This window comes from Mycolicibacterium cosmeticum, from assembly GCF_000613185.1.
GTDB lineage: Bacteria > Actinomycetota > Actinomycetes > Mycobacteriales > Mycobacteriaceae > Mycobacterium > Mycobacterium cosmeticum.
In genome coordinates this window covers 2,345,424-2,370,325 of the sequence record NZ_CCBB010000001.1, presented here as the reverse complement: position 1 = coordinate 2,370,325, position 24,902 = coordinate 2,345,424, and the positions used below count along the sequence as shown (strand labels likewise).

The window sequence follows — 24,902 nt, the reverse complement described above, 5'->3', positions numbered from 1 at the left end:
GCAGCGGCTTCCGAGAATGGAGGCATGCAGCGCGTACATATCGAGACCATTCTGCCCACCGATGCCGATTCAGTGTGGCGGGCGATGCAATACCCGGTGACATTCCTCTACGTGTGCCGGGGTCTGTTCGGCATGCCGGCCCTGGCCGGGCGCGGTACCCCGTTGCACGTCGGCGAGCGCGGCACCGGCTGGTTGTTCGCTTTTCACGTGCTGCCTGCCTACCGGCATACGTTGGAGATCCTGAGCGTGGATGAGGACAGCCGTACCATCACCACCCGCGAATTCGGTGGGGTGCTGAAAGTCTGGAACCACACCCTGCACGTCGAACCTGTGCAAGAAAACCGCTGCCGCTATACCGATACCGTCGACATCGATGCCGGTGTCCTGACGCCGGTAGTGGTGCACGCAGCGCGCGGGCTGTTCGCCTATCGGCAGCGGCGCTGGCACCGGCTGGTGGCCCGGCACCTGACCCCAGAACGGCTCAGCTGAAGGTGGTCTGGGCGCAGGCGCTCGGCGTGGTCACGTTCACCCCGCCGAACACCACCTGGATGTCCGAGCAGGCGATGAAGCCACCCTTGAGGTTCGGCTGACCGGTGCTCCAATCGGTCTGCACCGAATCACCGTCCACCGCAAACCGTTCCATCGGTCCGCCACCGAAATAGGTCACCGACACCTGGTAGTCGGAGATGGACTTGTACGCCTTGGACAGCACGTTGTCGTGGTTGGCGCCCTTGAGTTCCCGCGGCATCCCGGCCGGGGCGCTGTACCAGGCGTTCTGGTACACATCGCGGTTGGTGCTGCGGATGGTGATGGTCTGGCGGGCCCAGGTGTCCCCGGGCAGCCCGATCGGTCCGTCCGGCGTCAGCAGATTGGCCTGGGTGTTGAAGAAGCACCGGCCTTCCGGCCCCGCACAGTTGGCCGTGACGTGCATTTCGACGGTCCCGTTCGGCGTCGGTATCGACGTCGTGGCGGTGTTCACCCCGGCTGCTGCCGTCGGGGCCTCGAGTACGCCGAGCGCGGCCACCGAGCATGCGGCCGCGAGCACTCCCAGAAACTTCTTCACGGCTCTCCCTCCGGTCCGCCGAATGTTAGCCCGGGCGTTATTCGTCGTAGGTGACTTCCACGGAATCGGAGGTGGGCAGCGCCTGGCAGGCCAGGATCAGCCCCTCCTCCAGATCCGAGGGTTCCAGCACGTCGTTGATCTCCATCTCGACATCACCGGACTTCTTGACCACCGCGCAGGCGCCGCAATGGCCCTCCCGGCAGGAGAACGGTGCATCCAGGCCCTTGTCCAGCAGCACGTCGAGCAGCTTTGCCCGGCGCGGCCACGTCACCTCCTGGGTGGTGCCGTCGAGGGTCACGATGGCGGTGGCCGGTCCTTCATCGCTGTCGTCTTCTTCGATCACGACCGCAGCGAACGGATCGGAGTCCAGCGACTTGAACACCTCGATGTGGATGCGATCGGCGCCGGCGGTCTTGAGGGCTTCCTCGGCGGCCGCCATGAACGGTCCCGGCCCGCAGATGTAGGCGTCGTGTCCGGCGTAGGGGCCCACCAGTCCGGCCAGCGTCGCGGCGCTGGGCAGGCCCTGCACCGTTTCCAGCCAATGGATGACGGTCAACCGGTCCGGGTATTTGGCGGACAGTTCGCGCAGGGTGGCGGCGAAGATCACCGAGTTCTCGTCCCGATTGGCGTACACCAGCACCACCCGCCCGTTGCCCTCGGACAGCGCGGATTTGCAGATGGCCAGCATCGGGGTGATACCGCTGCCGGCGGCCAGCAGCAGGAAATCGGTGTCCAGCGTCTTGGGTACGAAGGTGCCCGAGGGTGCCAGCACGTGCATGCGCATGCCGGGATGGACGTTGTCGCACAACCAGTTCGACGCGTAGCCGTCGGCGGTGCGTTTGACGGTGACGGTCAGCTGGTCGCCGGTGAACGGCGAACTGGACAGCGAGTAGCAGCGGGCGACCGAACCGGTGCGGTCACTGGGCACGCGCAGGGTCAGGAACTGGCCGGGCGAGTAGCGCAACCGGTCGGCCGGGATGGTGCTGCCTTCGGGCACCGCAAATACCAGCGAACGCGCGTCCGCGGTCTCCTCGACGACCCGGGCCACCTGCAGTTCGAGTACGTGGCTGCCGAGCGGCTCATCGGTCACCCTGGGACCCCTTCCGTCGCCCAATAACTAGAACATGTTACAAAAACGAACTTACGCAGGTCCAGCCGCTGAAAGAATGCCCTGCTCGACACAAATCGTAACGTGTTCTAATCTCTGTCTAGTGGTGGATCTCGATCCGGGAGGCATTTCAGTGACGTCCATTGAACAGCGTGACGTGCAGGCGGTCCTCGCCGGCATCGATGATCTGCTGCCGAAGCTGCGCGAACGCGCCCAACTGGCCGAGGATCAGCGTCAGGTGCCGTACGAAACCGTCAACGAACTGGACGAGATCGGCTTCTTCAAACTGCTGCAGCCCGAGCAGTGGGGCGGCCTGCAGGCCGATCCGACGTACTTCTACGAGGCGGTCCGCCGGCTGGCCAGCGCGTGCGGCTCGACCGGCTGGATCAGCTCGATCATCGGCGTGCACAACTGGCATCTGGCGCTGTTCGACCAGAAGGCCCAAGACGAGGTGTGGGGCGACGATCCGACCGTCCGGGTGTCCTCGTCGTATGCCCCGATGGGCGCCGGCACCGTCGTTGACGGCGGCTACCTGGTCAGCGGCGCGTGGCAGTGGTCCTCCGGCAGTGAGCACGCCACGTGGGCGTTCCTCGGCGGACCGGTGATCAAGGACGGCCGCCCCGTCGATTTCGGCAGCTTCCTCATCCCGCGCACCGAATACACGATCGACGACGTATGGCACGTCGTGGGCCTGAAGGGCACCGGCAGCAACACCGTCGTCGTCAAGGATGTGTTCGTTCCGACGCACCGCTTCCTGTCCTACAAGGCGATGAACGATGGCACCGCCGGTGGTTATCAGAACAACACCGCGCCGGTGTACAAGATGCCCTGGGGCACCATGCATCCCACCACCATCTCCGCGCCGATCGTCGGGATGGCCTACGGCGCCTACGCCGCCCATGTCGAGCATCAAGGCAAGCGGGTGCGCGCGGCGTTCGCCGGCGAGAAGTCCAAGGACGACCCGTTCGCCAAGGTGCGCATCGCCGAGGCGGCCAGCGATATCGACGCCGCGTGGCGCCAGCTGATCGGCAACGTCGGTGACGAGTACGCACTCTTGCAGGCCGGCAAGGAGATTCCGTTCGAGCTGCGGGCCCGCGCCCGCCGCGACCAGGTGCGCGCCACCGCGCGGTCCATCGCCTCGATCGATCTGCTCTTCGAATCGGCCGGCGCCACGGCACTGGTCACCGGCGCTCCGCTGCAGCGGTTCTGGCGCGATGCCCACGCCGGCCGGGTGCACGCCGCCAACGAGCCCGAGCGCGCCTATCTGATCTTCGGTAACAACGAGTTCGGTCTGCCGCCCGCGGACACGATGGTTTAACGGGAACCGCCGATGACGTCTTTCGCCGCCGAAACTGCCCAGCAGCAAGAGATCACGTTCGAGTCGACCTCGCGGTACGCCCAAGTCCGGGCCGATATGCGGCTGCACTACCACGAAGCCGGTGATCCGGCCGCCGAGACTGTGGTGCTGCTGCACGGCGGCGGGCCGGGCGCTTCCAGCTGGTCGAACTTCTCGAAGAACATCCCGGTGCTGGCCGAACAGTTCCATGTGCTGGCCGTCGACCAGCCGGGGTACGGGCATTCCGACAAGCACACCGAACACGAGCAGTACAACCGTTACAGCGCCACCGCGCTGCTCAACCTGTTCGACCATCTCGGTATCGAACGGGCTGCGCTGGTGGGCAATTCGCTCGGCGGCGGCACCGCGGTGCGCTTCGCGCTGGACAACCCCAAGCGTGCCGGGCGCTTGGTGTTGATGGGCCCCGGCGGGCTCAGCGTGAATTTGTTCGCACCGGACCCCACCGAGGGCGTGAAACTGCTCGGCCGGTTCGCCGCCGATCCCACCCGGGAGAACATCGAGAAGTTCCTGCGCATCATGGTGTTCGACCAGAGCCTGATCACTCCCGAGCTCGTCGAGGAACGCTTCCAGATCGCCAGCACCCCGGAATCGCTGGCCGCCACCAAGGCCATGGGGAAGTCCTTTGCCGGAGCGGATTTCGAGCTCGGCATGATGTGGCGCGATGTGTACAAGCTGCGGCAGCGGGTACTGCTGATCTGGGGTCGCGAGGACCGGGTCAACCCGCTCGACGGCGCGCTGGTGGCGCTCAAGCAGATCCCGCGCGTGCAGCTGCACGTGTTCGGTCAGTGCGGGCACTGGGCGCAGCTGGAGAAGTTCGACGAGTTCAACAAGCTGACCATGGATTTTCTGGGAGCTGACTCATGACCATCAAATCGCTCGGCTATCTGCGCATCGAGACCACCGATATCGCCGCGTGGCGCGAGTACGGTCTCAAGGTCCTCGGCATGGTGGAAGGCTCCGGGGTCACCGAGGGTGCGCTGTATCTGCGGATGGACGAGTTCCCCGCGCGGTTGGTCATCGTGCCCGGTGAGCACGACAGGTTGCTGGTGTCGGGGTGGGAAACCGCCAATGCCGCACAGCTGCAGGACATCCGCAGCCGGCTGGACGCCGCGGGCACGCCGTACAAGGAGGCGACGGCCACCGAACTGGCCGACCGCCGCGTCGACGAGATGATCGTGTTCGACGACCCCTCGGGTAACACGCTCGAGGTGTTCCACGGTGTCGCGCTGGAGCATCGCCGCGTCGTCAGCCCCTACGGGCACAAGTTCGTCACCGAGGAGCAGGGCCTCGGCCATGTCGTGCTGACCACCCGCGACGACGCGGAGACGTTGCACTTCTACCGTGACGTGCTGGGCTTCAGCCTGCGTGACTCCATGCGGCTGCCACCGCAGCTGGTCGGCCGCCCCGCCGACGGTCCGCCGGCATGGTTGCGTTTCCTCGGGGTGAATCCACGGCACCACAGCCTGGCCTTCATGCCCGGTGAAACTCCCAGCGGCATCGTGCATCTGATGGTCGAGGTGGAGAGCGCCGATGACGTCGGCCTGTGCCTGGACCGCGCGCTGCGCCGCAAGGTGAAGATGTCGGCCACCCTGGGGCGGCACGTCAACGACAAGATGTTGTCCTTCTACATGAAGACCCCCGGTGGGTTCGACATCGAATTCGGTTGTGAGGGGCTCGAAGTCGAGGACGAGAGCTGGGTTGCCAGGGAGAGCACCGCGGTGTCGCTGTGGGGCCACGACTTCAGCGTCGGGTTCAAGTAGCGCTGCGATGGCCCAGCCGATCGATCCGCGCACATTCCGTAATGTGCTCGGCCAGTTCTGTACCGGCGTCACGGTAATCACGACCACGCTCGACGACGTGCCGATCGGGTTCGCCTGTCAGTCGTTCGCGGCGTTGTCGCTCGATCCGCCCCTGGTGCTGTTCTGCCCCACCAAGCAGTCCCGGGCCTGGAAGGCGATCGAGACCAGCGGCCGGTTCTGCGTCAACATGCTGCACGAGAACCAACAGCACGTATCGGCGCAGTTCGGGTCCAAGGCGCCGGACAAGTTCGCCGGAATCGACTGGCACCCCTCCGAACTCGGCTCTCCGGTGATCGATGGCTCGCTGGCGCACATCGATTGCACGGTCGCTTCTGTGCATGACGGCGGCGACCATTTCGTGGTGTTCGGTGCGGTCCAGGCGATGTCGGAACCGGCCGACGAGCGCTCGCGCGAGGAGCATGGGTCGCGCATCAAACCACGCCCTCTCCTGTTCTACCGCGGTGAATACACCGGTATCGAACCGGACAAGAACACCCCGGCGCAGTGGCGTGACGATCTGGAGGCGTTCCTCACCACCACGACCTCGGACACCTGGTTGTGACGGACTCGCTCTAGTCCCCGGTGCGCTGCAGTGTGACGTCCAGCTCCACCTTCGCCGGGCAGTCGCCGGTGTAGTCCTGATACGACTTGCCCCGCAGGCCCAGTAGCGGATCCTGCGGCCCCTGCGGCAGCGGAAGATCGTCACGCGAGGACTGGCGCACCTTGCCGACCCCGTCGGTGCAGTGGGCGTCACCGTCGGGGAAGTTGGCGGTGAAACGCCCGTCGCCGTAGATCATCACGAACAGGTTGTGGGTGTCGGGGCTCGCCATCAGCGAGATGCACCGGTCCCCGGTGCGCAGGCAGAACGTCGTCGCATCGTAGGTGTGTGACGGGAAGACCTCACCGGTCTCGGGGTAGGTCTGGGTGTAGACGTAGGTACCTCGCAGGGCCGCACCGCGCGAGGTCTTCAGCGGCGGCTGGGTCGCCGGGTCCGGCGGCTGGGTGCTGTTGTCGGTGCCCCGGGTGGGCGTCAGGTTGATGGCCCGTTTGTTGGCGCACAGTGCCGGCGCGGTGGCCCAGGTGTACTCGCCGCCGAGCGAACCATCGATCCGGGACTGCAGTTTCATGATGGTCCAGCCCTGTACATCGACGTCGGCGTCGCCTACCTTGCACGTGTCCGGCGCCTCGCGGACCATCAGCCAGTCGCCGCCGACATAGTCGAACACCAGGGTGTCCCGTGCCGGTTCGCCGGGCTTACGGGGATCGACGACGGCCACCGTGGCGACACAGCCGCCCCCGTCTTGACATGCCGACCGCGCCACCCACGTCTCGGTGCGCGCGGTGCCGGGGACCGGTTTTCCGTCCGGCGTGGCGGTCGGGCCGATGTCGACCTTGAACGTGCCGTCGAGCACCGGTCCGGTTTTCGGCGCGGTGGCCTGCTTACCCGGCATGCCCACCGTGAACAGACACGCGGCGAAACCGCCGAGCACGGTGGCGACCAAGGCCGCGGCAGCCAACAACTTCACCAACGTGCGTTGCGCACTCTTGCTCAATGCCATCGCGCTACAGGATGCCATCCCGGAACGCCGTCAGTTGCCGATATGTGTTCCCACGAAGTCGATGACGGTGGCCGCCACCTCACGGTGCACCGTTTCGTTGAGCACGTCGTGGTGCGCCCCGGTGAACTCGGCGATGCTCAACGCATCGATCTGTTCGGCGTAGGCCCGCACCGGGCCCACCGGGGCGATCGGATCGGCGGTGCCGTGCACGGCCAGGGTGGGCACCGTCAACGTGGGAAGCTCGGTGCCGAACCGGTCCCAGGCCGCGTCCAGCGCCCGGGCCAGCGGCGCCCCGTCGGCATCGGTGAAGGCCAGGGGGTCATTCTCCAGCGCATCCACATAGAACGGATCCCCGGACAACCAACTCGGGTCGAGGTCGAATTCGGAGTCGGTGTCCAGCAATTCGGGGATCGGGATCAGCGGTGCACCGGAAATTACCGCGGCCCGGTAGCGGTCCGGCTGTTCGAGTACCCGGAGCAGGGTCACCACCGCACCGAACGAATGCCCGGCCGCGATCAACGGCAGCCCGGGCCGTTCCCGCTCCACGATCGCGGTCAATTGCTCACCGAGTGCGGAGCTGTCGGCCAGCGTGCCGAAGTTCCCGCGCGGCCCCGGGCTCAGCCCGTGCCCGCGCTGATCGACCGCCCACAGGTCGATACCCGCCGCGTTCAGCGTGAAGCCGTACCGGTGGTACAGGCCGGTGTGCTCACCGAACCCGTGCAGGAAGACGACGGCCGCGCGCGGATCGCTTGCGGCCCAGTGCCGGTAGTAGGCCCGGGTGTCGCCGGACTGGAGGAATGGCATTGCGATACTGCACCATCCGCGGGCCGGAGCGGCAAGTGTTTCGCTCACCCCGCACCCAGCAGGACGTCACGCTGGGCGGCCACCTGCTCGCGCAGCGCCTCCACCACCGCGGACACCTCGGGCCTGCGCAGGGTTTCGGCCCTGGTGACCAGCCAATAGGTCAGGCGTGCGGAGATCGTGTCGGGCAGCACCCGCACCAGGTCGGCCCAGCGGTCGGCCATGAAGCATGGCAGCAGGCCCAACCCGGCGGCCGCCCGCGTCGCCTCGACGTGGACGAAGACGTTCGTCGAGGAGACCGATTCGCGCATGGCCGGCGCGAAGTCGGCGGCCAGGTCGAGGTCGTCGACCTGCAGCATCGAATCGATGAAATAGACCAGTGGGTGTTCGGCCAGTTCGTCGACGGAGGCCGGCGTGCCGTGGGTGGCGAGGTAGGACCGCGAACCGTACAGACCCAGGCAGTAGTCGCCGAGCCGGATCGGCAGCGCGCGGCGGACGGTGGGCTCGCCGACCACGATCTCGATGTCGACGCTGGAGCGCTGAAGGCTGGCCCGCCGGGTGGTGGCGACGATCTCGACGGCGATGTCGGGATGCCGGCGCTGCACCTGCGCCGCGGCCGGCGCCGCGATATAGGCGCTGAATCCGTCGGTCGCCGAGATGCGCACCACGCCGGCGAGGCTGGGTGAGCGGCCCGGGTCGCCGCCGACCGAGTGCACTGCCGCCTCGACGGCTTCGGCGGCGGCGAGGACCTCACGGCCGCGGTCGGTGAGTTCCCAGGTGCTGCCCACCCGCACCAGCACCCGCGCTCCGATGGCTTGTTCGAGCGCGGCGATGCGCCGGGAGATGGTGGTGTGGTTGATGCCCAACTGCTCGGCGGCGGTGACATAGCGCCCGGTCCGGCCGACCGCCAGCAGGATCAGCATGTCGTCGGCGCTCGGTGCGGTCATATCTGCATATTTGCAGACCCGTCCTGCGGATCTAGCCATTGTGCCCATCTGTGCGTGCATGAATACTCACCACCATGTGTGCTGCCGATCACAATCCGTATACGCCGACCGGGCTCAAACGTGTCGTCACCGCTTCCATGGCGGGCACCGTCGTGGAGTGGTACGAGTTCTTCCTGTACGGCACCGCCGCCACCCTGGTGTTCAACAAGTTGTTCTTTCCCCAGGGCGGTAACGACCTGGACGCGATCATGGCGGCGTTCGCCACGTACGCCATCGGCTTCCTGGCCCGGCCGCTCGGCGGCGTCGTGTTCGGCCATTACGGCGACAAGTTCGGCCGCAAGAAGTTGCTGCAGTTCAGTCTGATCCTGGTCGGTCTGTCCACTTTCTTGATGGGATGCCTACCGACCTTCGCCCAGATCGGATACGGCGCACCGATCCTGCTGGTGACGCTGCGCTTCATCCAAGGTTTCGCGGTCGGCGGTGAATGGGGTGGCGCGGTGCTGCTGGTCGCTGAGCACAGCCCCGACCGCAGCCGCGGATTCTGGGCCAGCTGGCCCCAGGCCGGCGTGCCGGTGGGCAACATGCTCGCCACCATCGTGCTGCTGGTGCTCTACGGCACGCTGACCGACACGGCCTTCCTGTCGTGGGGCTGGCGGGTGGCGTTCTGGTTATCGGCCGTGGTGGTGCTGGTCGGTTACTACATCCGCACCAAGGTCACCGACGCCCCGATCTTCCTTGCGGCGCAACAGGAGGCCGAGGAGATCAAGGCCAGCTCGTTCAGCGCCATCGAGGTACTCAAGCGGTATCCGCGCGGGGTGTTCACCGCGATGGGGCTGCGATTCGGCGAGAACATCATGTACTACCTGGTGGTCACCTTCTCGATCACCTATCTGAAGGAACATGTACATGCCAACACCAGCGACATCCTGTGGTGGCTGCTGGTCGCCCACGCCGTGCACTTCGCCGTGATCCCCACCGTGGGCGCGCTCTCGGATCGGTACGGGCGGCGCCCGGTGTACTTCGCCGGCGGCGTCGGTGCGGCCTGCTGGGGCTTCTTCGCCTACCCGATGATGGACAGCGGCAGGTTCCTGCCCGTGGTCACGGCGATCACGCTGGGCCTGGTGATCCACGCCTTCATGTACGCCCCGCAACCCGCGATCATGTCCGAGATGTTCCCGACCCGGATGCGGTACTCCGGTGTCTCCCTGGGCTATCAGGTCACCTCGATCGTCGCCGGCTCGCTGGCCCCGATCATCGCGGTGTGGCTGCTCAAGACCTACGGATCCTCGGTGCCGATCGCGATCTACCTGGCCGGCGCCGCCGCGATCACCCTGGTGGCCGTGTACTTCGCCAGGGAAACCAAGGGCATCGACCTGGCCGACGTCGACCGCGCCGACGCGAAAGCGGTTGCCGCGTGAGCGATCTGACCGGACGCACCGCACTGGTCACCGGCGGCGCGAGCGGTATCGGCGCGGCCTGCGCCCGTGCGCTCGCCGCGCGTGGGGCGCATGTCACCGTCGCCGACCGCGACGGTGCGGGCGCCGCCGAACTGGCCCGTGAGATCGGCGGGACTGCCTGGGGAGTGGACCTGCTGGACGTGGCCGCGCTGGAAGACCTGCGGCTGCAGACCGACATCCTGGTCAACAATGCCGGGGTGCAACGGGTTGCGCCGATCCAGGAATTCGCACCGGTGGATTTCCGCACCATCCTCACCCTGATGGCCGAGGTCCCGTTCCTGCTCATCCGCGCCGCGTTGCCGCACATGTACGCCAACGGATTCGGCAGGGTGATCAACCTGTCGTCGGTGCACGGACTGCGCGCCTCGGAGTACAAGGTGGCCTATGTGACGGCCAAACACGCCTTGGAGGGGCTGTCCAAGGTCACCGCGCTGGAGGGTGGCCCGCACGGCGTCACGAGCAACTGCGTCAACCCCGGCTACGTGCGTACCGCATTGGTGGACAAGCAGATCGCCGATCAGGCTCGCACGCACGGTGTGGACGAACAGCAGGTGCTCGAGCAGATCCTGTTGAAGGAGAGCGCCATCAAACGCCTGGTGGAACCGGCGGAGGTGGCCGACCTGGTGGGTTGGCTGGCCTCGCCGAGCGCCGGCATGGTGACCGGGGCGTCCTACACCATGGACGGCGGATGGAGCGCGCGCTGAGTGGTCAGCTCCGGCGCCGGAGTCGTTGAGTCAGCGCATGGGCCGCGCGTAACAGCGTCTCGCCGAGGGCCTCGGTGCGGCCCTCGGCGAACCGGGCGGCGACGCCGGTCAGGCTCACCGCCCACTGGGGCTGGTCGAGCGCGTTGAACACCGCCGCGCCGATACCCCAGCTGCCTTCCACCACCAGGCCGGGGTTCACCGAATAGCCGGTGATCCGGGTCTGCCGGATCCTCTCCTCGACGGCCGCACGCGAATGCTCACTGCCCCAAGCCCTTTCCAGGTCGGTGCGGTCCAGATAGTCCTGGACCTCGGTGTCGGGCAGGTGGGCCAGCATGACCAGGCCGGCCGACGCCACGCCGAGCGGGAATCGCTTGCCCGGGTACAGCACATGCGAGCGCAGCGGGAAGCTGCCCTCGGCCTCGGATACGCACACCGATTCGTCGCCGCGGCGGGTCGAGAGAAACGCGCTTTCACCCGTGTCGCGGGCCAGGGCGCGCAGGATGTCATCGGCGACCGGCACGGCGTCGTAGCGGCTGCTGGCCACCGAGCCGAGCAGGTAGATCTCCGGGCCGAGGTACCACCGGCCGGTGCCGGTGGCCCGGTCCACCAATCCCTGGTCGGCCAGCGCCGTGAGCATCCGGTGTGCCGTCGCGCGCGGGATGTCGGTGGCGCGGGCCAGTGCCGTCGTCGTCACGCCGTCCGCGGCGGACCCGACCGCGCGCAGGATGGCGGCGACCCGGGTGATCACCGGGGTGCCCGCGTCCGTCACGCTCCGAGCATAGCGTCCATTGAGTGGACGCGAAAAGGGTGTGATGTTCCGTCAGACGAACAATCTGTTGTGTCCAACATGGATCGATGCTGTCCTTATCGGGAGTTTCGTGCGTTCGTTGAGCGAACGCACCTGAGTTGAAAGTGGTCAGGCGTTGTCCGGAAAAGTAGTCAAGGACGTGCACCGCGCGGTGGCCGACATCCCGCGCGGCGCGACGCTCGCGGTCGGTGGTTTCGGCCTGTGCGGCATCCCCGACAAGCTCATCGAGGCGGTCGCCGAATCCGGCGTCGACGATCTGGAGGTGTACTCCAACAACTGCGGTGTGGACGGGGTCGGGCTCGGGGTCCTGCTCGGCCTGGGCCGGATTCGCCGCGTCACCGCGTCCTACGTCGGCGAGAACAAGGAGTTCGCCCGCCAGTACCTGGCCGGCGAACTGGAGGTCGAGCTGACCCCGCAGGGCACCCTGGCCGAACGGTTGCGGGCCGGCGGCGCGGGCATCCCGGCCTTCTACACGCCGGCCGGCGTCGGCACCCCGGTGGCCGACGGCGGGCTACCGTGGCGGTACGACACCGACGGCTCGGTGGCCGTGGCGTCCCCTCCGAAGGAGACGCGCGATTTCGATGGCAAGCGCTACGTACTCGAGACCGGTATCCAGGCCGACTTCGCGTTGGTGCACGCGGCGATCGGTGACACCGAGGGCAACCTGGTGTTCGACAAGACCGCCAAGAACTTCAACCCGTTGGCGGCCATGGCCGGTCGCGTCACCATCGCCCAGGTCGAGAAGCTCGTGCAGCCAGGCGAACTCGACCCCGACACGGTGCACCTGCCCGGCGTGTTCGTGCAACGCGTCGTCGAGACGGGTGCACAGGACGTTCGCATCGAGAAGCGCACCACCAGGGAGGCCACCGCATGACCGACACCCAGACCAGCCGCGGCTGGAGCAGGCCCGAGATGGCCGCCCGGGTGGCCGCCGAACTGCGCGACGGCGAGTACGTGAACCTCGGGATCGGGCTGCCGACGCTGGTGCCCGGCTTCCTCGACCCGTCCGTGCGGGTCACGTTGCACTCGGAGAACGGCATCCTGGGCACCGGGCCCTACCCCGTCGAGGACGAGGTGGACGGGAATCTGATCAACGCCGGCAAGGAAACGGTGACCGTGCTGCCCGGCGCCTCGTACTTCGATTCGTCGTTGTCCTTCGGGATGATTCGCGGCGGGCACATCGACGTCGCCGTGCTCGGCGGGATGGAGGTGTCCCGGTTCGGAGACCTGGCCAACTGGATGGTGCCCGGCAAGATGGTCAAGGGCATGGGGGGTGCGATGGACCTGGTGCACGGGGCATCCCGGGTCATCGTGCTGATGGAACACACCGACAAGCAGGGCAACCCGAAGATCGTCGACCGGTGCAGCCTGCCGCTCACCGGTGAACGGGTGGTGCACCGCATCGTCACCGACCTCGCCGTCATCGACGTGGTGGGCGACGGAACGCTGGTCCTGGTCGAGACCGCACCGGGAGTGTCGGCCGACGATGTGCGAGCGGTCACCGGGGCGACCCTCACGTGACATAGGCTCGCCCATGTGACGACGCCGCAGTGGGAACCGACTCCGGCCGGGATCGAGGCCGCACGCATCACCGACTTCGCGCGGTTCGCCGGCCGGCCCCGCGACTATCCCGCGCTGTGGCAGTGGTCGGTCGACGAGCCCGCCGAGTTCTGGGGCACGCTCTGGCGCTACTTCGGCCTGGGCGATATCGCCGGCGATGTGTTGGCCAGCTCGGATATGCCCGGCGCGCAATGGTTCCCGGGTACGACGGTGAACTACGTCGATCAGATCGCTCGGCAGGCGCGCACGGACCGGCCGGCCATCCTGTGCATCGGCGAGGGCGTTCCCGATACCGAATTGTCGTGGACCGAGCTGTTGGGCCGCACCGCCGCCTTCGCGGCCACCCTGCGCGGCCTGGGTGTCCGCCCCGGCGACCGGGTGGTCGGGTACCTGCCCAACATCGTCGAGGCCGTCATCGCCTTCTTGGGGGCGTCCAGCATCGGGGCGGTATGGAGTGCGTGCGGCCAGGACTACTCGGCCAAGGCCGCACTGGACCGGCTGGGCCAGCTGGAGCCGGTGGTGCTGGTGACGGCCGACGGTTACCGGTTCGGCGGCAAGGTGCACGACAAGAGTGCCGATGTGGCCGAGCTGCGGGCCGGCCTGCCCGGTCTCAAGGCGACCGTGGCCGTATCGCGGTTGGCCCCGGTGCCCGCCGGGTGCCTGGACTGGGCGCAGGCCAGCGCGCCGGGCGCCGACGAGCTGGAGACCACCGCCGTGGACTTCGACCATCCGCTGTGGATCCTGTTCTCCTCCGGGACGACCGGCTTGCCCAAGGGCATCATCCACGGGCACGGTGGGGTGCTCGTCGAGCATCTCAAAGCCGTTGCCCTGCAGAGTGATATCGGCCCGAACGACACCTTCCTCTGGTTCACCAGCCCCAGCTGGATGATGTGGAACTTCCAGGTCGCCGGCCTGTTGGCCGGCGCCACCATCGTCTGTTATGACGGCAGTCCGGCGCATCCTGCACCGGATGCGTTGTGGCAGATCGCCGCCCGGCTCGGGGTCACCGTGCTGGGCACCAGCCCCGGGTATGTGCTCGGCTGCGCCAAGGCCGGGGCGGTACCGCGCACCGATCATGATCTGTCCGCGTTGCGCACCGTGGGCATCACCGGTTCTTCCCTGCCGCCGTCGACGTCATTGTGGTTGCGCGACAACGTGGGTGAGCGGGTGCAGGTGGCCTCGATCAGCGGCGGCACCGACGTGGTGTCGGCGTTCGCCGGTGGCGTCCCGACGGTGCCGGTGTGGCCGGGCGAGCTGTCCGCGCCGTATCTGGGGGTGGCGCTGGACGCGTGGGACGAAGCCGGCCGGCCGGTGCGCGGGGAGGTGGGGGAGTTGGTGGTCACCAAACCCCTGCCGTCCATGCCGGTGGCGTTCTGGAACGACCCGGACGGCAGCCGGTACCGCGACGCCTATTTCACGATGTATCCCGGGGTGTGGCGACACGGCGACTGGATCACCATCACCGACCACGGCAGCGTCATCGTGCACGGCCGGTCGGATTCCACGCTCAATCGGCACGGCATCCGGATGGGCAGTGCCGACATCTATCAGTCGGTGGAGCGGCTGCCCGAGATCGCCGAAGCCCTGGTGATCGGTGTGGAGCAACCCGATGGCGGCTACTGGATGCCGCTGTTCGTGGTGCTCGCCGAGGGTGCCGAACTCGACGATGCCCTGGTGCGCAAGGTGAACGAGACCATCCGCTCGGAGGTGTCGCCCCGGCATGTACCCGACGAGATCATCGTGGCTCCCGGTATTCCACACACCCGGACCGGCAAGAAACTCGAAGTGCCCGTCAAGAAGCTGTTCCAGGGGGCGGACGCGGCTCGGGTGGTGGAACGCAGCGCCGTCGACAATCCCGATCTGCTGGATTGGTATGTCACGCAGCGTCGAACATGACCAGATCGATACTGAGCCGGCCCTCGGTGATGCTGATCCGTCTTCGGATCGGTGGCCCCGGTAGTGGCGGGGCGATCGACCGGTAGACGGCTCCGGTCGGAGTGGTGAAGTCCGCTCGGTGGCGACCGTCTCGCTCCGTCGTCCGGACCCGCCAGCCAGGGGCTTCCTTGGCATAGTTGCAGGCCTCGCATTCACCGAGTCCGTTGAGCGCGCTCGTGCGGCCGGACTCACGGTGAGGTTGCGCGTGATCGTGGTGACGGATCGGGGCGTCGCAATACGGGGTGCGGCAGGTCTGATCACGCAGCCCGATGAGGGTGGCCAGCCCTTTGGGGAAGATCCGCGAGCGCGATTCCATCGCGACGAGCTGCCCACTGTCGGGGTGCCGGTAGAGGCGCCGCAGGGTGGTCTTGACGGTTTCGTCCATCGCCGCGTCGCCGACGATCTTGCACGCGAATCCGGCTGGCACCGGGCCGTAGCCGTCCAACCAACCGGGCTCGTCGTCGTCCCCGGCCAAGGTGGTATCCGCCATCACCAGATTGAGGGCAACCGGAACGGGCGCATCGGCGGGGCGCCCGGTGACGCGCTCGACCACCGTGTCGGCCATCACCTGGCCGCGGGAGCGCCCGTCGAACGTGGTATCCGCCTCTCGTTTGAGGCTGGCGTACACCGCCACTCCTTGCGCGACGGGCAACAACACCGTCACATAGGTCATCGTGTCGGGTGCGGGACGGATCCACACGCAGCGCTCCTCGGCCGCCTTGGCATTGCGTTCGACCACGGCTTCCGTGTCCAGCCGCACGGTGATCTTCTTCGCCTCGGCCGCGATCCGCTTGTCGCCCCAGCCTTCGAGCTTGGATGCATCACTGCACAACTCGGCGTCGAGCTGTCTGCGGTGCTCGACGGACAGACACGCAGATTCACGCACGATCAGCGTCGCACGCCATTCGGTGAGCACCCCGCGTTCCAGTGCCGCCAAGGTATGCGGCATCTCGCGCACCAGCGCCGTCGCCAGACCGAGATGCTGGCCACCACGTTTGGGAGCGACGCGGCGGGCCAGGGCCACTTCGCTCGCCAGCCCGCGACCGCGCTTCTTCTTCGGTATGCCCGCGGCCATCTCCGCCGCATGGCGCTTCGTTGCCCAGGCCTCCGTTGCGCGTGCCTGCGCCGCGGCGGCGGCCGCTTTCAGCCGTTCGAACTGCTCGACGAGCCCGCGCAGCGTCGCCTCGTCGGCGTCGGCGTATGCATCGACATCGGTATCAACACCGGCACCGATACCGAAATCGAACACCCTTTCGAACATGGTTTGACTGTACGCCCACCGTCCGACAAGTCAGGTCAGCCAGGACCCCATCCGGGTCAGGGCCTCGGTGATCTCGTCGGCAGCCCCTGCAAAGGACAGCCGGACGAACGACCCGCCGTGCACGGTGTCGAAATCGACCCCTGGGGCGATGGCGACCCCGGTGTCGGCCAGCAACCGCGCGCAGAAGTCCAGTGAGTCGTGCGAGTACCGCGAGATGTCGGCGTACACATAGAACGCGCCATCGGCGGGGGCCAACCGGTCCAGCCCGATCTCGGGCAACCCGCGCAACAACAGGTCCCGGTTCACCGCGTAGTCCTGGACCAGGGCGTCGGCGGTGGCCAGCGACTCGGGATCGAACGCGGCAACGGCGGCCAACTGCGGCAGGGTGGGTGGGCAGATGGAGAAGTTCCCGGTCAGACAGTCGACGGCGCGGCGCAGCGGTTCGGGCACCAGCAGCCAACCCAAGCGCCAGCCCGTCATCGCGAAGTACTTCGAAAAGCTGTTCACCACAATGGCATTGCGCGAGGTCTCCCACGCGCAGCTGGTGGTCGGGGCGCCGGGGTAGACCAGGCCGTGGTAGATCTCGTCGCTGACCAGTTGCACCCGGTTGGCGTCACACCAGCGGGCGATCGCCGCGAGATCGGCCGGGGCGATGACGGTCCCGGTTGGATTCGCCGGGCTGGCGATGATCAGCCCCTTCGCCGGCGGGTCCAGCGCCTCGAGCATGGCCACCGTCGGCTGGAACCGGGTCTCCGGTCCGCACGGCACCTCGACCACCTCGCAGCCCAGCGCCGACAGGATGTTGCGATAGCAGGGGTAGCCGGGACTGGTGACCGCCACCCGGTCGCCGACGTCGAAGCACGACAGGAATGCCAGCAGGAAACTGCCGGTGGAGCCGGTGGTCACCACCACCGCATCGGGTTCCACATGCAGGCCGTACCGGTGCTCGTACGACGCGGCGATGGCCGCGCGCAGCTCCGGAATGCCCAGGGCGACCGTGTATCCGAGATTGTGGTGGGTCAGCGCCTCGGCGGCGGCCGCACGCACCGGTGCCGGCGCCTGCGCGCTGGGCTGACCCGCCGACAAATTCACCAAGTCCCCGTGCGTGCGCTGCCGCTCGGCGGCCGCCAGCCACACGTCCATCACATAGAACGGCGGGATACCGGCGCGCAGTGCCACGGGGTTGGTCATCTGAGCCAGGCTAGAACACCTGGCCCCATATCGGCCGGCCGGTCGGTGGTGCATGCACAATCATCGGATGGTTCAGGTTGTGGTGGGTGTCGGCCCCGTCAGTGCCGACGACGTCGTGCGGGTGGCGCGTGATGATGCGGCTACGGTGCTCGCCGACGATGCGGTGGCCGCGATCGCCGCGAGTCGGGCGCGCATCGAAGCGCTGGCGAACAATCCCGTCCCGGCGTACGGCATCTCCACCGGCTTCGGGGCGCTGGCCACCCGGCACATCCCACCAGAATTGCGAACGAAGCTGCAGCGCAGCCTGATTCGCTCGCATGCCGCAGGATCGGGGCCGGAAGTCGAACGCGAGGTCATCAGGGCGATGATGTTGCTGCGGCTCTCGACGCTGGCCACCGGTCGCACCGGGGTCCGACCGCATGTCGCCCAGACGTACGCCGCGCTGTTGTCCGCCGGGCTGACGCCGGTGGTCTACGAATACGGCAGCCTCGGCTGCTCCGGTGACCTGGCGCCGCTGTCGCACGTCGCGCTCGCGGTCATGGGTGAGGGTCATGTCCGCACCCGTGACGGTGCGCTGCTGCCGGCCGCGGACGCCCTGCGTGCGCACGGGCTGGAACCGGTCACCTTCGCCGAGAAGGAAGGCCTGGCCCTGATCAACGGGACCGACGGGATGCTGGGGCAGCTGGTGCTGGCGCTGGCCGATCTCGACCGGCTGCTGGTGCTGGCCGATATCGCCGCGGCGATGAGCGTCGAGGGCCTGCTGGGCACCGACCGAGTGTTCGCGGCACATCTGCAGGCCTTGCGGCCCCAGGCCGGCCAGGCCGTCGCGGCCGCGAACATGACGCGGATACTGGCCGGATCACCCATCGTCGCCAGTCACAGCGGACCGGACTGCCCGCTGGTGCAGGATGCCTACTCGTTGCGGTGTGCACCCCAGGTCGCCGGCGCCGCGCGTGACACCGTGGCGCATGCCCGCAGCGTCGCCGACCGGGAATTGGCCAGCGTCGTCGACAATCCCGTGATCACCGACGCCGGCACCGTCGAGTCCAACGGGAACTTCCACGGCGCCCCGGTCGCCTATGTGCTGGATTTCCTCGCGATCGCCGTGGCCGACCTGGCCAGCATCAGCGAGCGGCGCACCGACCGCTTCCTGGACGCGGCGCGCAACCGCGGCCTCAACGCGTTCCTGGCCGACGACCCGGGTGTCGACAGCGGACACATGATCGCGCAGTACACCCAGGCCGCCATCGTCTCCGAACTCAAACGTCTGGCCCAGCCCGCGAGCGTCGACTCGATCCCGTCGTCGGCCATGCAGGAGGACCACGTCTCCATGGGATGGTCGGCGGCCCGCAAACTGCGCAAGGCCATCGACGGGCTCACCCGCGTCTTGGCCATCGAAGTGCTCACCGCCGCAAGGGGAATCGAGATGCGGGCACCGTTGCGGCCGGCGCCGGCCACCGCGGCGGTGATCGCCGCGGTGCGTGACCGGGTACCGGGCCTCGGGCCGGATCGCCACCTGGCGCCGGAGATCGAAGCGGTCCTCGAATTGGCAAGGGAGGCAAGCTTGGTGACCGCCGCCGAGGCGGTCGTCGGGCCTCTCAGCTGAGCGGATCACCGGCGGGCACGAGGCGTCCGAGGTCATCCAGCAGAGCCTCGGCCGCCGCGAGGTCCCCGCGCAGGTCCCGGTCCGCGTCATCCCAGGGCAGATCCGCAACGAGGGTCAGAGCCTGCCCGGCAACACCGGTGAACCGGCGGTGCAGACCGCGCTGCCGCAGCAGCCGCAACGCCCCGACCAACTCGCAGCACAACAGCACCCGGTAGGCGGCCACCGACCGCTCCAGCTGAAGGGCGCTCTGGGAGGCGAACGTCGCATCCTCCTCCATGCCCCGCGACAGCACGAGTGTCCCGACGGAGGCGGGCTGCGCGGCGGCCCGGATCTCCGCGATGGCCCCGGCGGCGACGTATTCGACCATCATCACTCCGGACGAACCGTCCTCGGCGACGGCCAGAAAAGCGTTGCGGCCATTGGTCTCCGGGTCGTTGAGCATTCTGATCCGGGAGTGCGTGATCGGCGCGGTCAACGCCAGCGCGAGCGTGGTGCCGTCGAGTTCCAGGGACAGCGCTGCCTGGTAGAACGCCCCGTGATGGACCACCTGGTCGCCGTCGATGTCGAACAGCGGATTCTCCTGGGCCGTGTTGAGCGTCCTTTCCAGCTGTCCGACAAGAGCTTTCAGCGTCGCCACCACGCTGGCCTGGGCGACGGGGTAGACGCGCAGCCCGTATGGATCCTGGATGCGGGCCGGCCGATGGTCGGGGTGCCCGGCGCCGGTGAACAACGACCGCAGGCGGGCGGCCAGCGCGTCCACCTCGGGTGCGGCGGCCGCGCGTGCGGCCGGGGCGGCAAACGCTGACGGGTTGCCGTCCAGGGCAAGGAAACTCAGCATGTAGATGACACTCGATGCGCGTTCCAGCCGGATCAGTTCGTCGGCGGCCAGGCAGCTGCGGCCGACGGTCAGTGCGCTGCTGCTCATGAACGGCAGCGCGCTGTCCGCGCCCCACGGCGGCATCGCGACCAGCGGTCCGGTGGCCGGCCGCTCACCCATCAAGGTCAGCGCGGTACCGGCCAATGCGGCCAGATCGCCGGTTCCGATCGAAGCGTAGTGCCGCAGTTCGGGCAGGGCGTCGTCGTTGAGCATGCGCTCGAGGCCGCCCAGGATGTGCGGATCCAGCCCGGCTCCCGGGATGCACAGCTGGATCAGGCGGACGGCCAGCATGGCACGCACGGTCCGGTCATCCAGCGGATCACCCGCGTCTGCGGCGTGACTGCGCAGCAGGCGCAGCCCGTAGTCGTCATCGTCGGGTGCCACCGGTGTGCTGCGATTCGCCCCGACGCCGGTGGTGCGGCCATAGGTGGCGAAGCGCGAACTCAGCTCGGCCGCCTGGCGATGCGCCCGGGTCACCGCGTCGAGCACGGCCGGCGCCACGCAGACCTGATCGCGACGGTCCGCCAGCGTCACGACGTCGGCAATCGTGCCCGCTCCGGTCAGCACAATCATGTAATTCTCCTCGTTCTCTACCGCAGGCGGGCGATCGGTCCTATCATCGCCGAAGCTCCAATATTTCCGCTAGATGGAAATCAAATTTTACTTAGTGGCAACAGCGGGTGTCCTGATCGAAACGTCGAGGCCCTAGTTTTCGGTGTCGAGGACAGCGCATCGAGGAGAGGAGGTCACGGTGGCCGAAGCATCCACGCGGACCGTCGAACGGGCGCTGGCACTGCTCGCAACCGTGTGTGAGACCGGCGGCACGAACCTTGTGGACAGCGCGCGGGAATGCGAGTTGGCGCCCAGCACCGCGCTCCGGTTGTTGCGGACGCTCGAAACGACCGGCTTCGTCAGCAAGGACGAGTCCGGCAACTATCGGCCGGGCGGGCGCATCATCCAGCTCGGCGCCCAGGCGTTGAGCAACGAGTCGTTGATCGATCTCGCCAAACCCACCATGGACGCCCTGGTTGCCGAGACCGGCGAGTCCGCCTACCTGTCGGTGCGGGGACACGGCCACACCGCGCTCTACCTCAACATCGTCGAAGGCACCCACTCGGTCCGGCACGCCAATTGGGTGGGCAGGACCGTACCCCTGGACGCCTCGGCCGCCGGGCACGCACTGCGCGGCGACGTCCCCGCCGACGGCTACGTCGTGGTGGAGCGCGGCGTCGAAGCCGATGTCACCGCGATCGCATGTCCCGTGCGCTCGGAGGCTCGGATCGTCGGGGCGCTCAGCCTCGTCATCCCGAGCTATCGGCTGACCGCACCGGAAACGGTGCGGTACGGCCAGATGCTGGTCTCGGCCGCCGCGGAGGTCTCCGCCCGGCTGAGCGGACCCACCAAATCAGGCCCCCCGGAAAGACAGTCATGATCACATTCGACACCGTCTCCAAGGTGTACCCGGACGGCACCGTCGCCGTCGACAAGCTGACGCTCACCGCGCCCAACGGCAAGATCACCGCACTGGTCGGCCCGTCCGGCTGCGGCAAGACGACCTCGATGCGGTTGATCAACCGGCTCATCGAACCCACCTCCGGCACCATCGAACTCGACGGCGTCGACACCCAGTCCCTGGACCGGGTGGCGCTGCGGCGCAAGATCGGCTACGTCATCCAGAACGCCGGGCTGTTCCCGCATCGCACCGTGGTCGACAACGTCGCCGCGCTGCCCCGGCTGCTCGGCGGCGGAAAGAAGGAAACCCGTTCGGCCGCAATGGAACTGTTGGAGCGGGTCGGCCTCGACGCCAAATTCGCCCGACGGTATCCCTGGCAGCTGTCCGGCGGGCAGCAGCAGCGCGTGGGCGTGGCCCGGGCGCTGGCGACCGATCCCCCGTTCCTGTTGATGGACGAGCCGTTCAGTGCCGTCGATCCGATTGTCCGCAACCAACTGCAGGACGAATTCCTGCGTCTGCAGGCCGACATCTCCAAGACCATCGTGATGGTCACCCACGATATCGACGAGGCGCTCAAGCTCGGCGACCAAGTGGTCGTGCTTCGCGAAGGCGGCACCCTCGCGCAGGCGGCGTCCCCAGCCGAGCTGCTGGCCGCCCCCAAGGACGCCTTCGTCGCCGACTTCGTCGGCTCCGCCCGGGGCTATCGGGCGCTCGGTTTCCACACCGGCGACGACCGGCTGCCACTGCAGCAGGAGCCGACCATCACCGTGGGGCAGTCCATTTCGACGATTCCAGCCGGTTCGGGACGGTGGGTCCTCGCGGTCGACGCGCACCGGTCACCGATCGGTTGGGTCGACACCGTCGCGGTGTCCGGCGACACCGTGCTCGACAGCGACGTCAACCTGTGCGCCACCACCGCACGCCGTGGTGACCCGCTGCGTGACCTGCTCAACGCCGCCTTGTCCAGCCCGAGCGGACGTGGTGTCGTCACCGACGACGCGGGTGTGCTGCTCGGCACGGCCACCGATCACGACATCGTCGACGCGATCCGACGGGCCAAGGAAGCCAGGTCAGTCTCGGCATGAACTGGATCTCGTCGAACATCGACCGCATCATCGCGCTGACCGTCAGCCACACCTGGCTCACGCTGGTCCCGACGGTGCTCGGGCTGCTGCTGGCCCTGCCGCTGGGCTGGTGGGCGCACCGCTCGGGCCGCGGCTACGCCGCCATCGTGGGCACCGCCGGCCTGCTGTACACCATTCCGTCGCTGGCACTGTTCATCATCCTGCCGGTGATCCTCGGAACCAAGATCCTGGATCCGGTGAACATCGTTGTCGCACTGACCTTGTACACCCTGGCGCTGTTGGTCCGTGTGGTGGCCGACGGTCTCGGTTCGGTACCGCACGACACGGTCGCCGCCGCCGAGGCGATGGGCTACCGCGGTTGGCAGCGCCTGCTGCTCGTGGAACTCCCCGTCGCGGTACCGGTGATCGCCGCCGGGTTGCGGGTCGCGGTGGTGTCCAACGTCAGCATCGTCACGATGGCCGCCCTGCTGGGCATCCCGCAGCTCGGATCGCTGTTCACCCAAGGCTTTCAGCTGCGGCTGTACGCTCCGCTGATCACCGGTGTGGTGCTCTGCGTGGTGCTCGCCGTCGTCTTCGACGGGCTGATCATCTGGCTGAACAAACTGCTCACCCCCTGGCGGCAGCGGACGGTGACGTCATGAACATCGTCGGCTGGTTCACCGATCCGGCCAACTGGACCGGCGCGGGCGGCATCCCGATGCAGATCGGATACCACCTGCTGTACTCGGCCATCGCACTGCTGGTGGCGCTGGCCATCGCGGTTCCACTCGGCATCATGATCGGCTACACCGGCCGTGGTGAAGCGGTGGTGGCCGGGTTCGCTAATGCCTTGCGCGCGTTGCCCTCCCTCGGCCTGCTGGTGTTGCTGTTCCTGGTCATCTCACCGGTGGTGGCCGGCAAGCTGGTGTACGTCCTGCCCACCATCGTGGTGCTGGTGCTGCTGGCCGTTCCGCCGATCCTCACCGGAACGTACGCCGGCATCCAGGGCGCCGATCCGCACGCGGTGGACGCCGCCCGCGGCATGGGCTTCACCAGGATCCAGATCCTGCTGCGCGTGCAGTTGCCGTGCGCGCTGCCGCTCATGGTGTCCGGTGTCAGAAGCGCCACGCTGCAGATCGTTTCGACGGCCACCATCGCGGCGTATCTGGGCCTGCAGGGCCTGGGCAGGTTCATCCTGGACGGCCGGGCAACGGCCAGCTTCAGCGAAATGGCCGGCGGCGCCATCTTGGTCGCCGTGCTCGCCATCGTGCTCGAATTCACCTTCGCCTGGATCGGCCGGCTCATCGTCTCACCCGGCCTGCGCCGGGTCAGCACCGAATCCACGTCACCCGTCGAAACCTCAGTAACCACCGTCACCTTGGAGAAGGCATCATGAACAAGCGCAGCATCCTCTCGATCGTCGCCGCCACCGCAGTGCTCGCGCTCAGCGCCTGCGGAGGCGGTGGGGGCGACCCCCTCTCCGGTGACGGGAACAACACCGGATCAGCCGGCTCGCAGATCATCGTCGGGTCCGCCGACTTCACCGAGAGCCAACTCATCGCCAGCATCTACTCACAGGCATTGCAGGCCAAGGGCGTCAGCGTCAAGGAACAGTTCAACATCGGCAGCCGCGAGGTGTACATCCAGGCCCTCAAGGACGGATCGATCGACCTGGTGCCTGAGTACTCGGGAGCGCTGCTCAGCTACCTGGACCCCAAGTCCACCGCCGCGACCAAGGACGCCGTCACCACCGAACTCAAGAGCAAGCTGCCCGCCGGAATCGCCATGCTGACCCCGTCGAACGCCGAGGATAAGGACGTCGTCGCCGTCACACAGGCCACCGCGGACAAGTACAAGCTGAAAACCATCTCCGACCTGGCGCCGGTCGCCGGGGAGCTGGTACTGGGCGGTCCGGCGGAATGGAAGACGCGCCAGCAGGGTGTGGTCGGCCTGCGCGACGTGTACGGACTGAACTTCAAGGACTTCGTCAGTCTGGACGCGGGCGGAACGTTGACCATGACGGCCCTGACCAACGGTCAGATCCAGGCCGGTGACCTGTTCAGCACCGATCCCGGTCTGAAATCGAATCACCTTGTCGCCCTTGAGGACGACAAGAACCTGTTCGCCGCGGAGAACGTGGTGCCGGTGATCAAGGCGGGCAAGCAGAACGACACCGTGACCAAGACCCTCGACGCGGTGTCGGCGAAACTCACCACCGACGACCTCATCTCGATGAACGCCGAGGCCGCCACCGGCGCCAACCTCTCCGACATCGCCAAGAAGTGGCTGGCCGGCGCCGGTATCAGCGCACAGTGAACGACTCTCTCGTCAAAGGAACTGCAGTGACCGATT

General features: G+C 67.5%; 25 protein-coding genes. 16 read left to right on the top strand and 9 right to left on the bottom strand.

The window, feature by feature from the left end:
• The first annotated feature begins 24 nt into the window (after positions 1-24).
• Positions 25-489 carry an Rv1443c family protein gene (locus tag BN977_RS11415; protein WP_024451580.1) on the top strand — a complete coding sequence of 155 codons (465 nt, stop codon included), beginning with the start codon at positions 25-27 and terminating at the stop codon, positions 487-489.
• Here BN977_RS11415 and BN977_RS11410 read toward each other — a convergent pair.
• Positions 482-1,063, bottom strand: coding sequence for a hypothetical protein (locus tag BN977_RS11410; protein ID WP_024451579.1), 582 nt, complete (start codon positions 1,061-1,063; stop codon positions 482-484). The genes BN977_RS11415 and BN977_RS11410 overlap by 8 nt on opposite strands.
• A gap of 37 nt (positions 1,064-1,100) precedes the next feature.
• Positions 1,101-2,153 carry a ferredoxin--NADP reductase gene (locus tag BN977_RS11405; protein ID WP_036397635.1) on the bottom strand — a complete coding sequence of 351 codons (1,053 nt, stop codon included), beginning with the start codon at positions 2,151-2,153 and terminating at the stop codon, positions 1,101-1,103.
• A gap of 151 nt (positions 2,154-2,304) precedes the next feature.
• Between BN977_RS11405 and hsaA the strand changes: the two genes are divergently transcribed.
• Genes hsaA through hsaB form a run of 4 tightly spaced genes read left to right on the top strand, consistent with a single transcriptional unit; the run spans position 2,305 to position 5,889 of the window.
• A complete protein-coding gene (gene hsaA / locus BN977_RS11400) occupies positions 2,305-3,489 on the top strand; it encodes a 3-hydroxy-9,10-secoandrosta-1,3,5(10)-triene-9,17-dione monooxygenase oxygenase subunit (RefSeq protein ID WP_024451577.1) in 1,185 nt (394 codons plus the stop codon).
• A 12-nt stretch (positions 3,490-3,501) separates the two neighbouring features.
• The gene (gene hsaD / locus BN977_RS11395; protein WP_024451576.1) at positions 3,502-4,392 is read left to right on the top strand and encodes a 4,5:9,10-diseco-3-hydroxy-5,9,17-trioxoandrosta-1(10),2-diene-4-oate hydrolase; all 891 of its coding nucleotides are present in this window, start codon (positions 3,502-3,504) and stop codon (positions 4,390-4,392) included.
• Entirely contained in the window at positions 4,389-5,288 is a 900-nt protein-coding gene (gene hsaC / locus BN977_RS11390; RefSeq protein ID WP_024451575.1) for an iron-dependent extradiol dioxygenase HsaC, read from the top strand. The genes hsaD and hsaC overlap by 4 nt, the downstream gene beginning before the upstream one ends.
• Before the next feature lie 7 nt (positions 5,289-5,295).
• Positions 5,296-5,889 carry a 3-hydroxy-9,10-secoandrosta-1,3,5(10)-triene-9,17-dione monooxygenase reductase subunit gene (gene hsaB / locus BN977_RS11385; RefSeq protein WP_024451574.1) on the top strand — a complete coding sequence of 198 codons (594 nt, stop codon included), beginning with the start codon at positions 5,296-5,298 and terminating at the stop codon, positions 5,887-5,889.
• Between the two features lie 10 nt (positions 5,890-5,899).
• Here hsaB and BN977_RS11380 read toward each other — a convergent pair whose 3' ends face one another.
• From BN977_RS11380 to BN977_RS11370, 3 genes are read right to left on the bottom strand one after another with little or no spacing between them, the layout of a single operon-like run.
• Positions 5,900-6,886, bottom strand: coding sequence for a hypothetical protein (locus BN977_RS11380; RefSeq protein ID WP_024451573.1), 987 nt, complete (start codon positions 6,884-6,886; stop codon positions 5,900-5,902).
• A 30-nt stretch (positions 6,887-6,916) separates the two neighbouring features.
• Complete coding sequence (locus tag BN977_RS11375; protein WP_024451572.1) at positions 6,917-7,690, bottom strand: alpha/beta fold hydrolase; 774 nt, start codon at positions 7,688-7,690, stop codon at positions 6,917-6,919.
• 44 nt (positions 7,691-7,734) lie between these two features.
• Entirely contained in the window at positions 7,735-8,673 is a 939-nt protein-coding gene (locus BN977_RS11370; RefSeq protein ID WP_024451571.1) for a LysR family transcriptional regulator, read from the bottom strand.
• A gap of 35 nt (positions 8,674-8,708) precedes the next feature.
• On the opposite strand from BN977_RS11370, the gene BN977_RS11365 reads away from it, so the two are divergent.
• Positions 8,709-10,052 (top strand): MFS transporter, encoded by a 1,344-nt coding sequence (locus BN977_RS11365; RefSeq protein WP_036397634.1) that lies wholly within the window; start codon positions 8,709-8,711, stop codon positions 10,050-10,052.
• The gene (locus tag BN977_RS11360) at positions 10,049-10,795 is read left to right on the top strand and encodes a 3-hydroxybutyrate dehydrogenase (protein ID WP_036397633.1); all 747 of its coding nucleotides are present in this window, start codon (positions 10,049-10,051) and stop codon (positions 10,793-10,795) included. The genes BN977_RS11365 and BN977_RS11360 overlap by 4 nt, the downstream gene beginning before the upstream one ends.
• Positions 10,796-10,799: 4 nt before the next feature.
• Here the strand turns inward: BN977_RS11360 and BN977_RS11355 are convergent, their stop codons facing one another.
• Entirely contained in the window at positions 10,800-11,564 is a 765-nt protein-coding gene (locus tag BN977_RS11355) for an IclR family transcriptional regulator (RefSeq protein WP_036397632.1), read from the bottom strand.
• A gap of 154 nt (positions 11,565-11,718) precedes the next feature.
• Here BN977_RS11355 and BN977_RS11350 point away from each other — a divergent pair, with 154 nt between their 5' ends.
• Genes BN977_RS11350 through BN977_RS11340 form a run of 3 tightly spaced genes read left to right on the top strand, consistent with a single transcriptional unit; the run spans position 11,719 to position 15,059 of the window.
• On the top strand, positions 11,719-12,477 hold the full coding sequence (locus tag BN977_RS11350) for a CoA transferase subunit A (protein ID WP_036397631.1): 759 nt from the start codon (positions 11,719-11,721) through the stop codon (positions 12,475-12,477).
• The gene (locus BN977_RS11345) at positions 12,474-13,124 is read left to right on the top strand and encodes a CoA transferase subunit B (protein WP_036397630.1); all 651 of its coding nucleotides are present in this window, start codon (positions 12,474-12,476) and stop codon (positions 13,122-13,124) included. The genes BN977_RS11350 and BN977_RS11345 overlap by 4 nt, the downstream gene beginning before the upstream one ends.
• A 15-nt stretch (positions 13,125-13,139) precedes the next feature.
• On the top strand, positions 13,140-15,059 hold the full coding sequence (locus BN977_RS11340) for an acetoacetate--CoA ligase (protein ID WP_036397629.1): 1,920 nt from the start codon (positions 13,140-13,142) through the stop codon (positions 15,057-15,059).
• On the opposite strand, the gene BN977_RS11335 is transcribed toward BN977_RS11340, so the two are convergent.
• A complete protein-coding gene (locus BN977_RS11335; RefSeq protein ID WP_036397628.1) occupies positions 15,040-16,359 on the bottom strand; it encodes a DUF222 domain-containing protein in 1,320 nt (439 codons plus the stop codon). The genes BN977_RS11340 and BN977_RS11335 overlap by 20 nt on opposite strands.
• A gap of 30 nt (positions 16,360-16,389) precedes the next feature.
• Entirely contained in the window at positions 16,390-17,550 is a 1,161-nt protein-coding gene (locus BN977_RS11330) for a pyridoxal phosphate-dependent aminotransferase (RefSeq protein WP_036397627.1), read from the bottom strand.
• Positions 17,551-17,617: 67 nt separating this feature from the next.
• Here BN977_RS11330 and hutH point away from each other — a divergent pair, with 67 nt between their 5' ends.
• On the top strand, positions 17,618-19,156 hold the full coding sequence (gene hutH / locus BN977_RS11325) for a histidine ammonia-lyase (RefSeq protein ID WP_109790197.1): 1,539 nt from the start codon (positions 17,618-17,620) through the stop codon (positions 19,154-19,156).
• Here hutH and BN977_RS11320 read toward each other — a convergent pair.
• A complete protein-coding gene (locus BN977_RS11320) occupies positions 19,149-20,606 on the bottom strand; it encodes an aromatic amino acid lyase (protein WP_036397625.1) in 1,458 nt (485 codons plus the stop codon). The two genes, hutH and BN977_RS11320, sit on opposite strands and share 8 nt — an antisense overlap.
• 178 nt (positions 20,607-20,784) lie before the next feature.
• On the opposite strand from BN977_RS11320, the gene BN977_RS11315 reads away from it, so the two are divergent.
• From BN977_RS11315 to BN977_RS11295, 5 genes are read left to right on the top strand one after another with little or no spacing between them, the layout of a single operon-like run.
• Positions 20,785-21,465: an IclR family transcriptional regulator gene (locus BN977_RS11315; protein ID WP_036397624.1), complete on the top strand. Its 681-nt coding sequence runs from the start codon at positions 20,785-20,787 to the stop codon at positions 21,463-21,465.
• Positions 21,462-22,571: an ABC transporter ATP-binding protein gene (locus tag BN977_RS11310; protein WP_036397623.1), complete on the top strand. Its 1,110-nt coding sequence runs from the start codon at positions 21,462-21,464 to the stop codon at positions 22,569-22,571. Before BN977_RS11315 ends, BN977_RS11310 begins: the two co-directional genes overlap by 4 nt.
• Entirely contained in the window at positions 22,568-23,212 is a 645-nt protein-coding gene (locus BN977_RS11305) for an ABC transporter permease (RefSeq protein WP_036397622.1), read from the top strand. Before BN977_RS11310 ends, BN977_RS11305 begins: the two co-directional genes overlap by 4 nt.
• Positions 23,209-23,946, top strand: coding sequence for an ABC transporter permease (locus BN977_RS11300; RefSeq protein WP_051561289.1), 738 nt, complete (start codon positions 23,209-23,211; stop codon positions 23,944-23,946). The genes BN977_RS11305 and BN977_RS11300 overlap by 4 nt, the downstream gene beginning before the upstream one ends.
• Complete coding sequence (locus BN977_RS11295) at positions 23,943-24,866, top strand: ABC transporter substrate-binding protein (protein WP_036397621.1); 924 nt, start codon at positions 23,943-23,945, stop codon at positions 24,864-24,866. The genes BN977_RS11300 and BN977_RS11295 overlap by 4 nt, the downstream gene beginning before the upstream one ends.
• Positions 24,867-24,902: the final 36 nt, after the last annotated feature.

Excerpts from the sequence above, each read along its gene's own strand:
- BN977_RS11415 (WP_024451580.1), top strand. The coding sequence starts at position 25 with ATGCAGCGCGTACATATCGAGACCATTCTGCCCACCGATGCCGATTCA.
- BN977_RS11365 (WP_036397634.1), top strand. The coding sequence starts at position 8,709 with ATGTGTGCTGCCGATCACAATCCGTATACGCCGACCGGGCTCAAACGT.
- BN977_RS11330 (WP_036397627.1), bottom strand. The coding sequence starts at position 17,550 with ATGACCAACCCCGTGGCACTGCGCGCCGGTATCCCGCCGTTCTATGTG.
- BN977_RS11370 (WP_024451571.1), bottom strand. The coding sequence starts at position 8,673 with ATGGCTAGATCCGCAGGACGGGTCTGCAAATATGCAGATATGACCGCA.
- hsaD (WP_024451576.1), top strand. The coding sequence starts at position 3,502 with ATGACGTCTTTCGCCGCCGAAACTGCCCAGCAGCAAGAGATCACGTTC.
- BN977_RS11295 (WP_036397621.1), top strand. The coding sequence starts at position 23,943 with ATGAACAAGCGCAGCATCCTCTCGATCGTCGCCGCCACCGCAGTGCTC.
- BN977_RS11310 (WP_036397623.1), top strand. The coding sequence starts at position 21,462 with ATGATCACATTCGACACCGTCTCCAAGGTGTACCCGGACGGCACCGTC.
- BN977_RS11345 (WP_036397630.1), top strand. The coding sequence starts at position 12,474 with ATGACCGACACCCAGACCAGCCGCGGCTGGAGCAGGCCCGAGATGGCC.
- BN977_RS11300 (WP_051561289.1), top strand. The coding sequence starts at position 23,209 with ATGAACATCGTCGGCTGGTTCACCGATCCGGCCAACTGGACCGGCGCG.
- BN977_RS11305 (WP_036397622.1), top strand. The coding sequence starts at position 22,568 with ATGAACTGGATCTCGTCGAACATCGACCGCATCATCGCGCTGACCGTC.
- BN977_RS11335 (WP_036397628.1), bottom strand. The coding sequence starts at position 16,359 with ATGTTCGAAAGGGTGTTCGATTTCGGTATCGGTGCCGGTGTTGATACC.
- hsaC (WP_024451575.1), top strand. The coding sequence starts at position 4,389 with ATGACCATCAAATCGCTCGGCTATCTGCGCATCGAGACCACCGATATC.
- hsaB (WP_024451574.1), top strand. The coding sequence starts at position 5,296 with ATGGCCCAGCCGATCGATCCGCGCACATTCCGTAATGTGCTCGGCCAG.
- hutH (WP_109790197.1), top strand. The coding sequence starts at position 17,618 with ATGGTTCAGGTTGTGGTGGGTGTCGGCCCCGTCAGTGCCGACGACGTC.
- BN977_RS11380 (WP_024451573.1), bottom strand. The coding sequence starts at position 6,886 with ATGGCATTGAGCAAGAGTGCGCAACGCACGTTGGTGAAGTTGTTGGCT.
- BN977_RS11375 (WP_024451572.1), bottom strand. The coding sequence starts at position 7,690 with ATGCCATTCCTCCAGTCCGGCGACACCCGGGCCTACTACCGGCACTGG.
- BN977_RS11320 (WP_036397625.1), bottom strand. The coding sequence starts at position 20,606 with ATGATTGTGCTGACCGGAGCGGGCACGATTGCCGACGTCGTGACGCTG.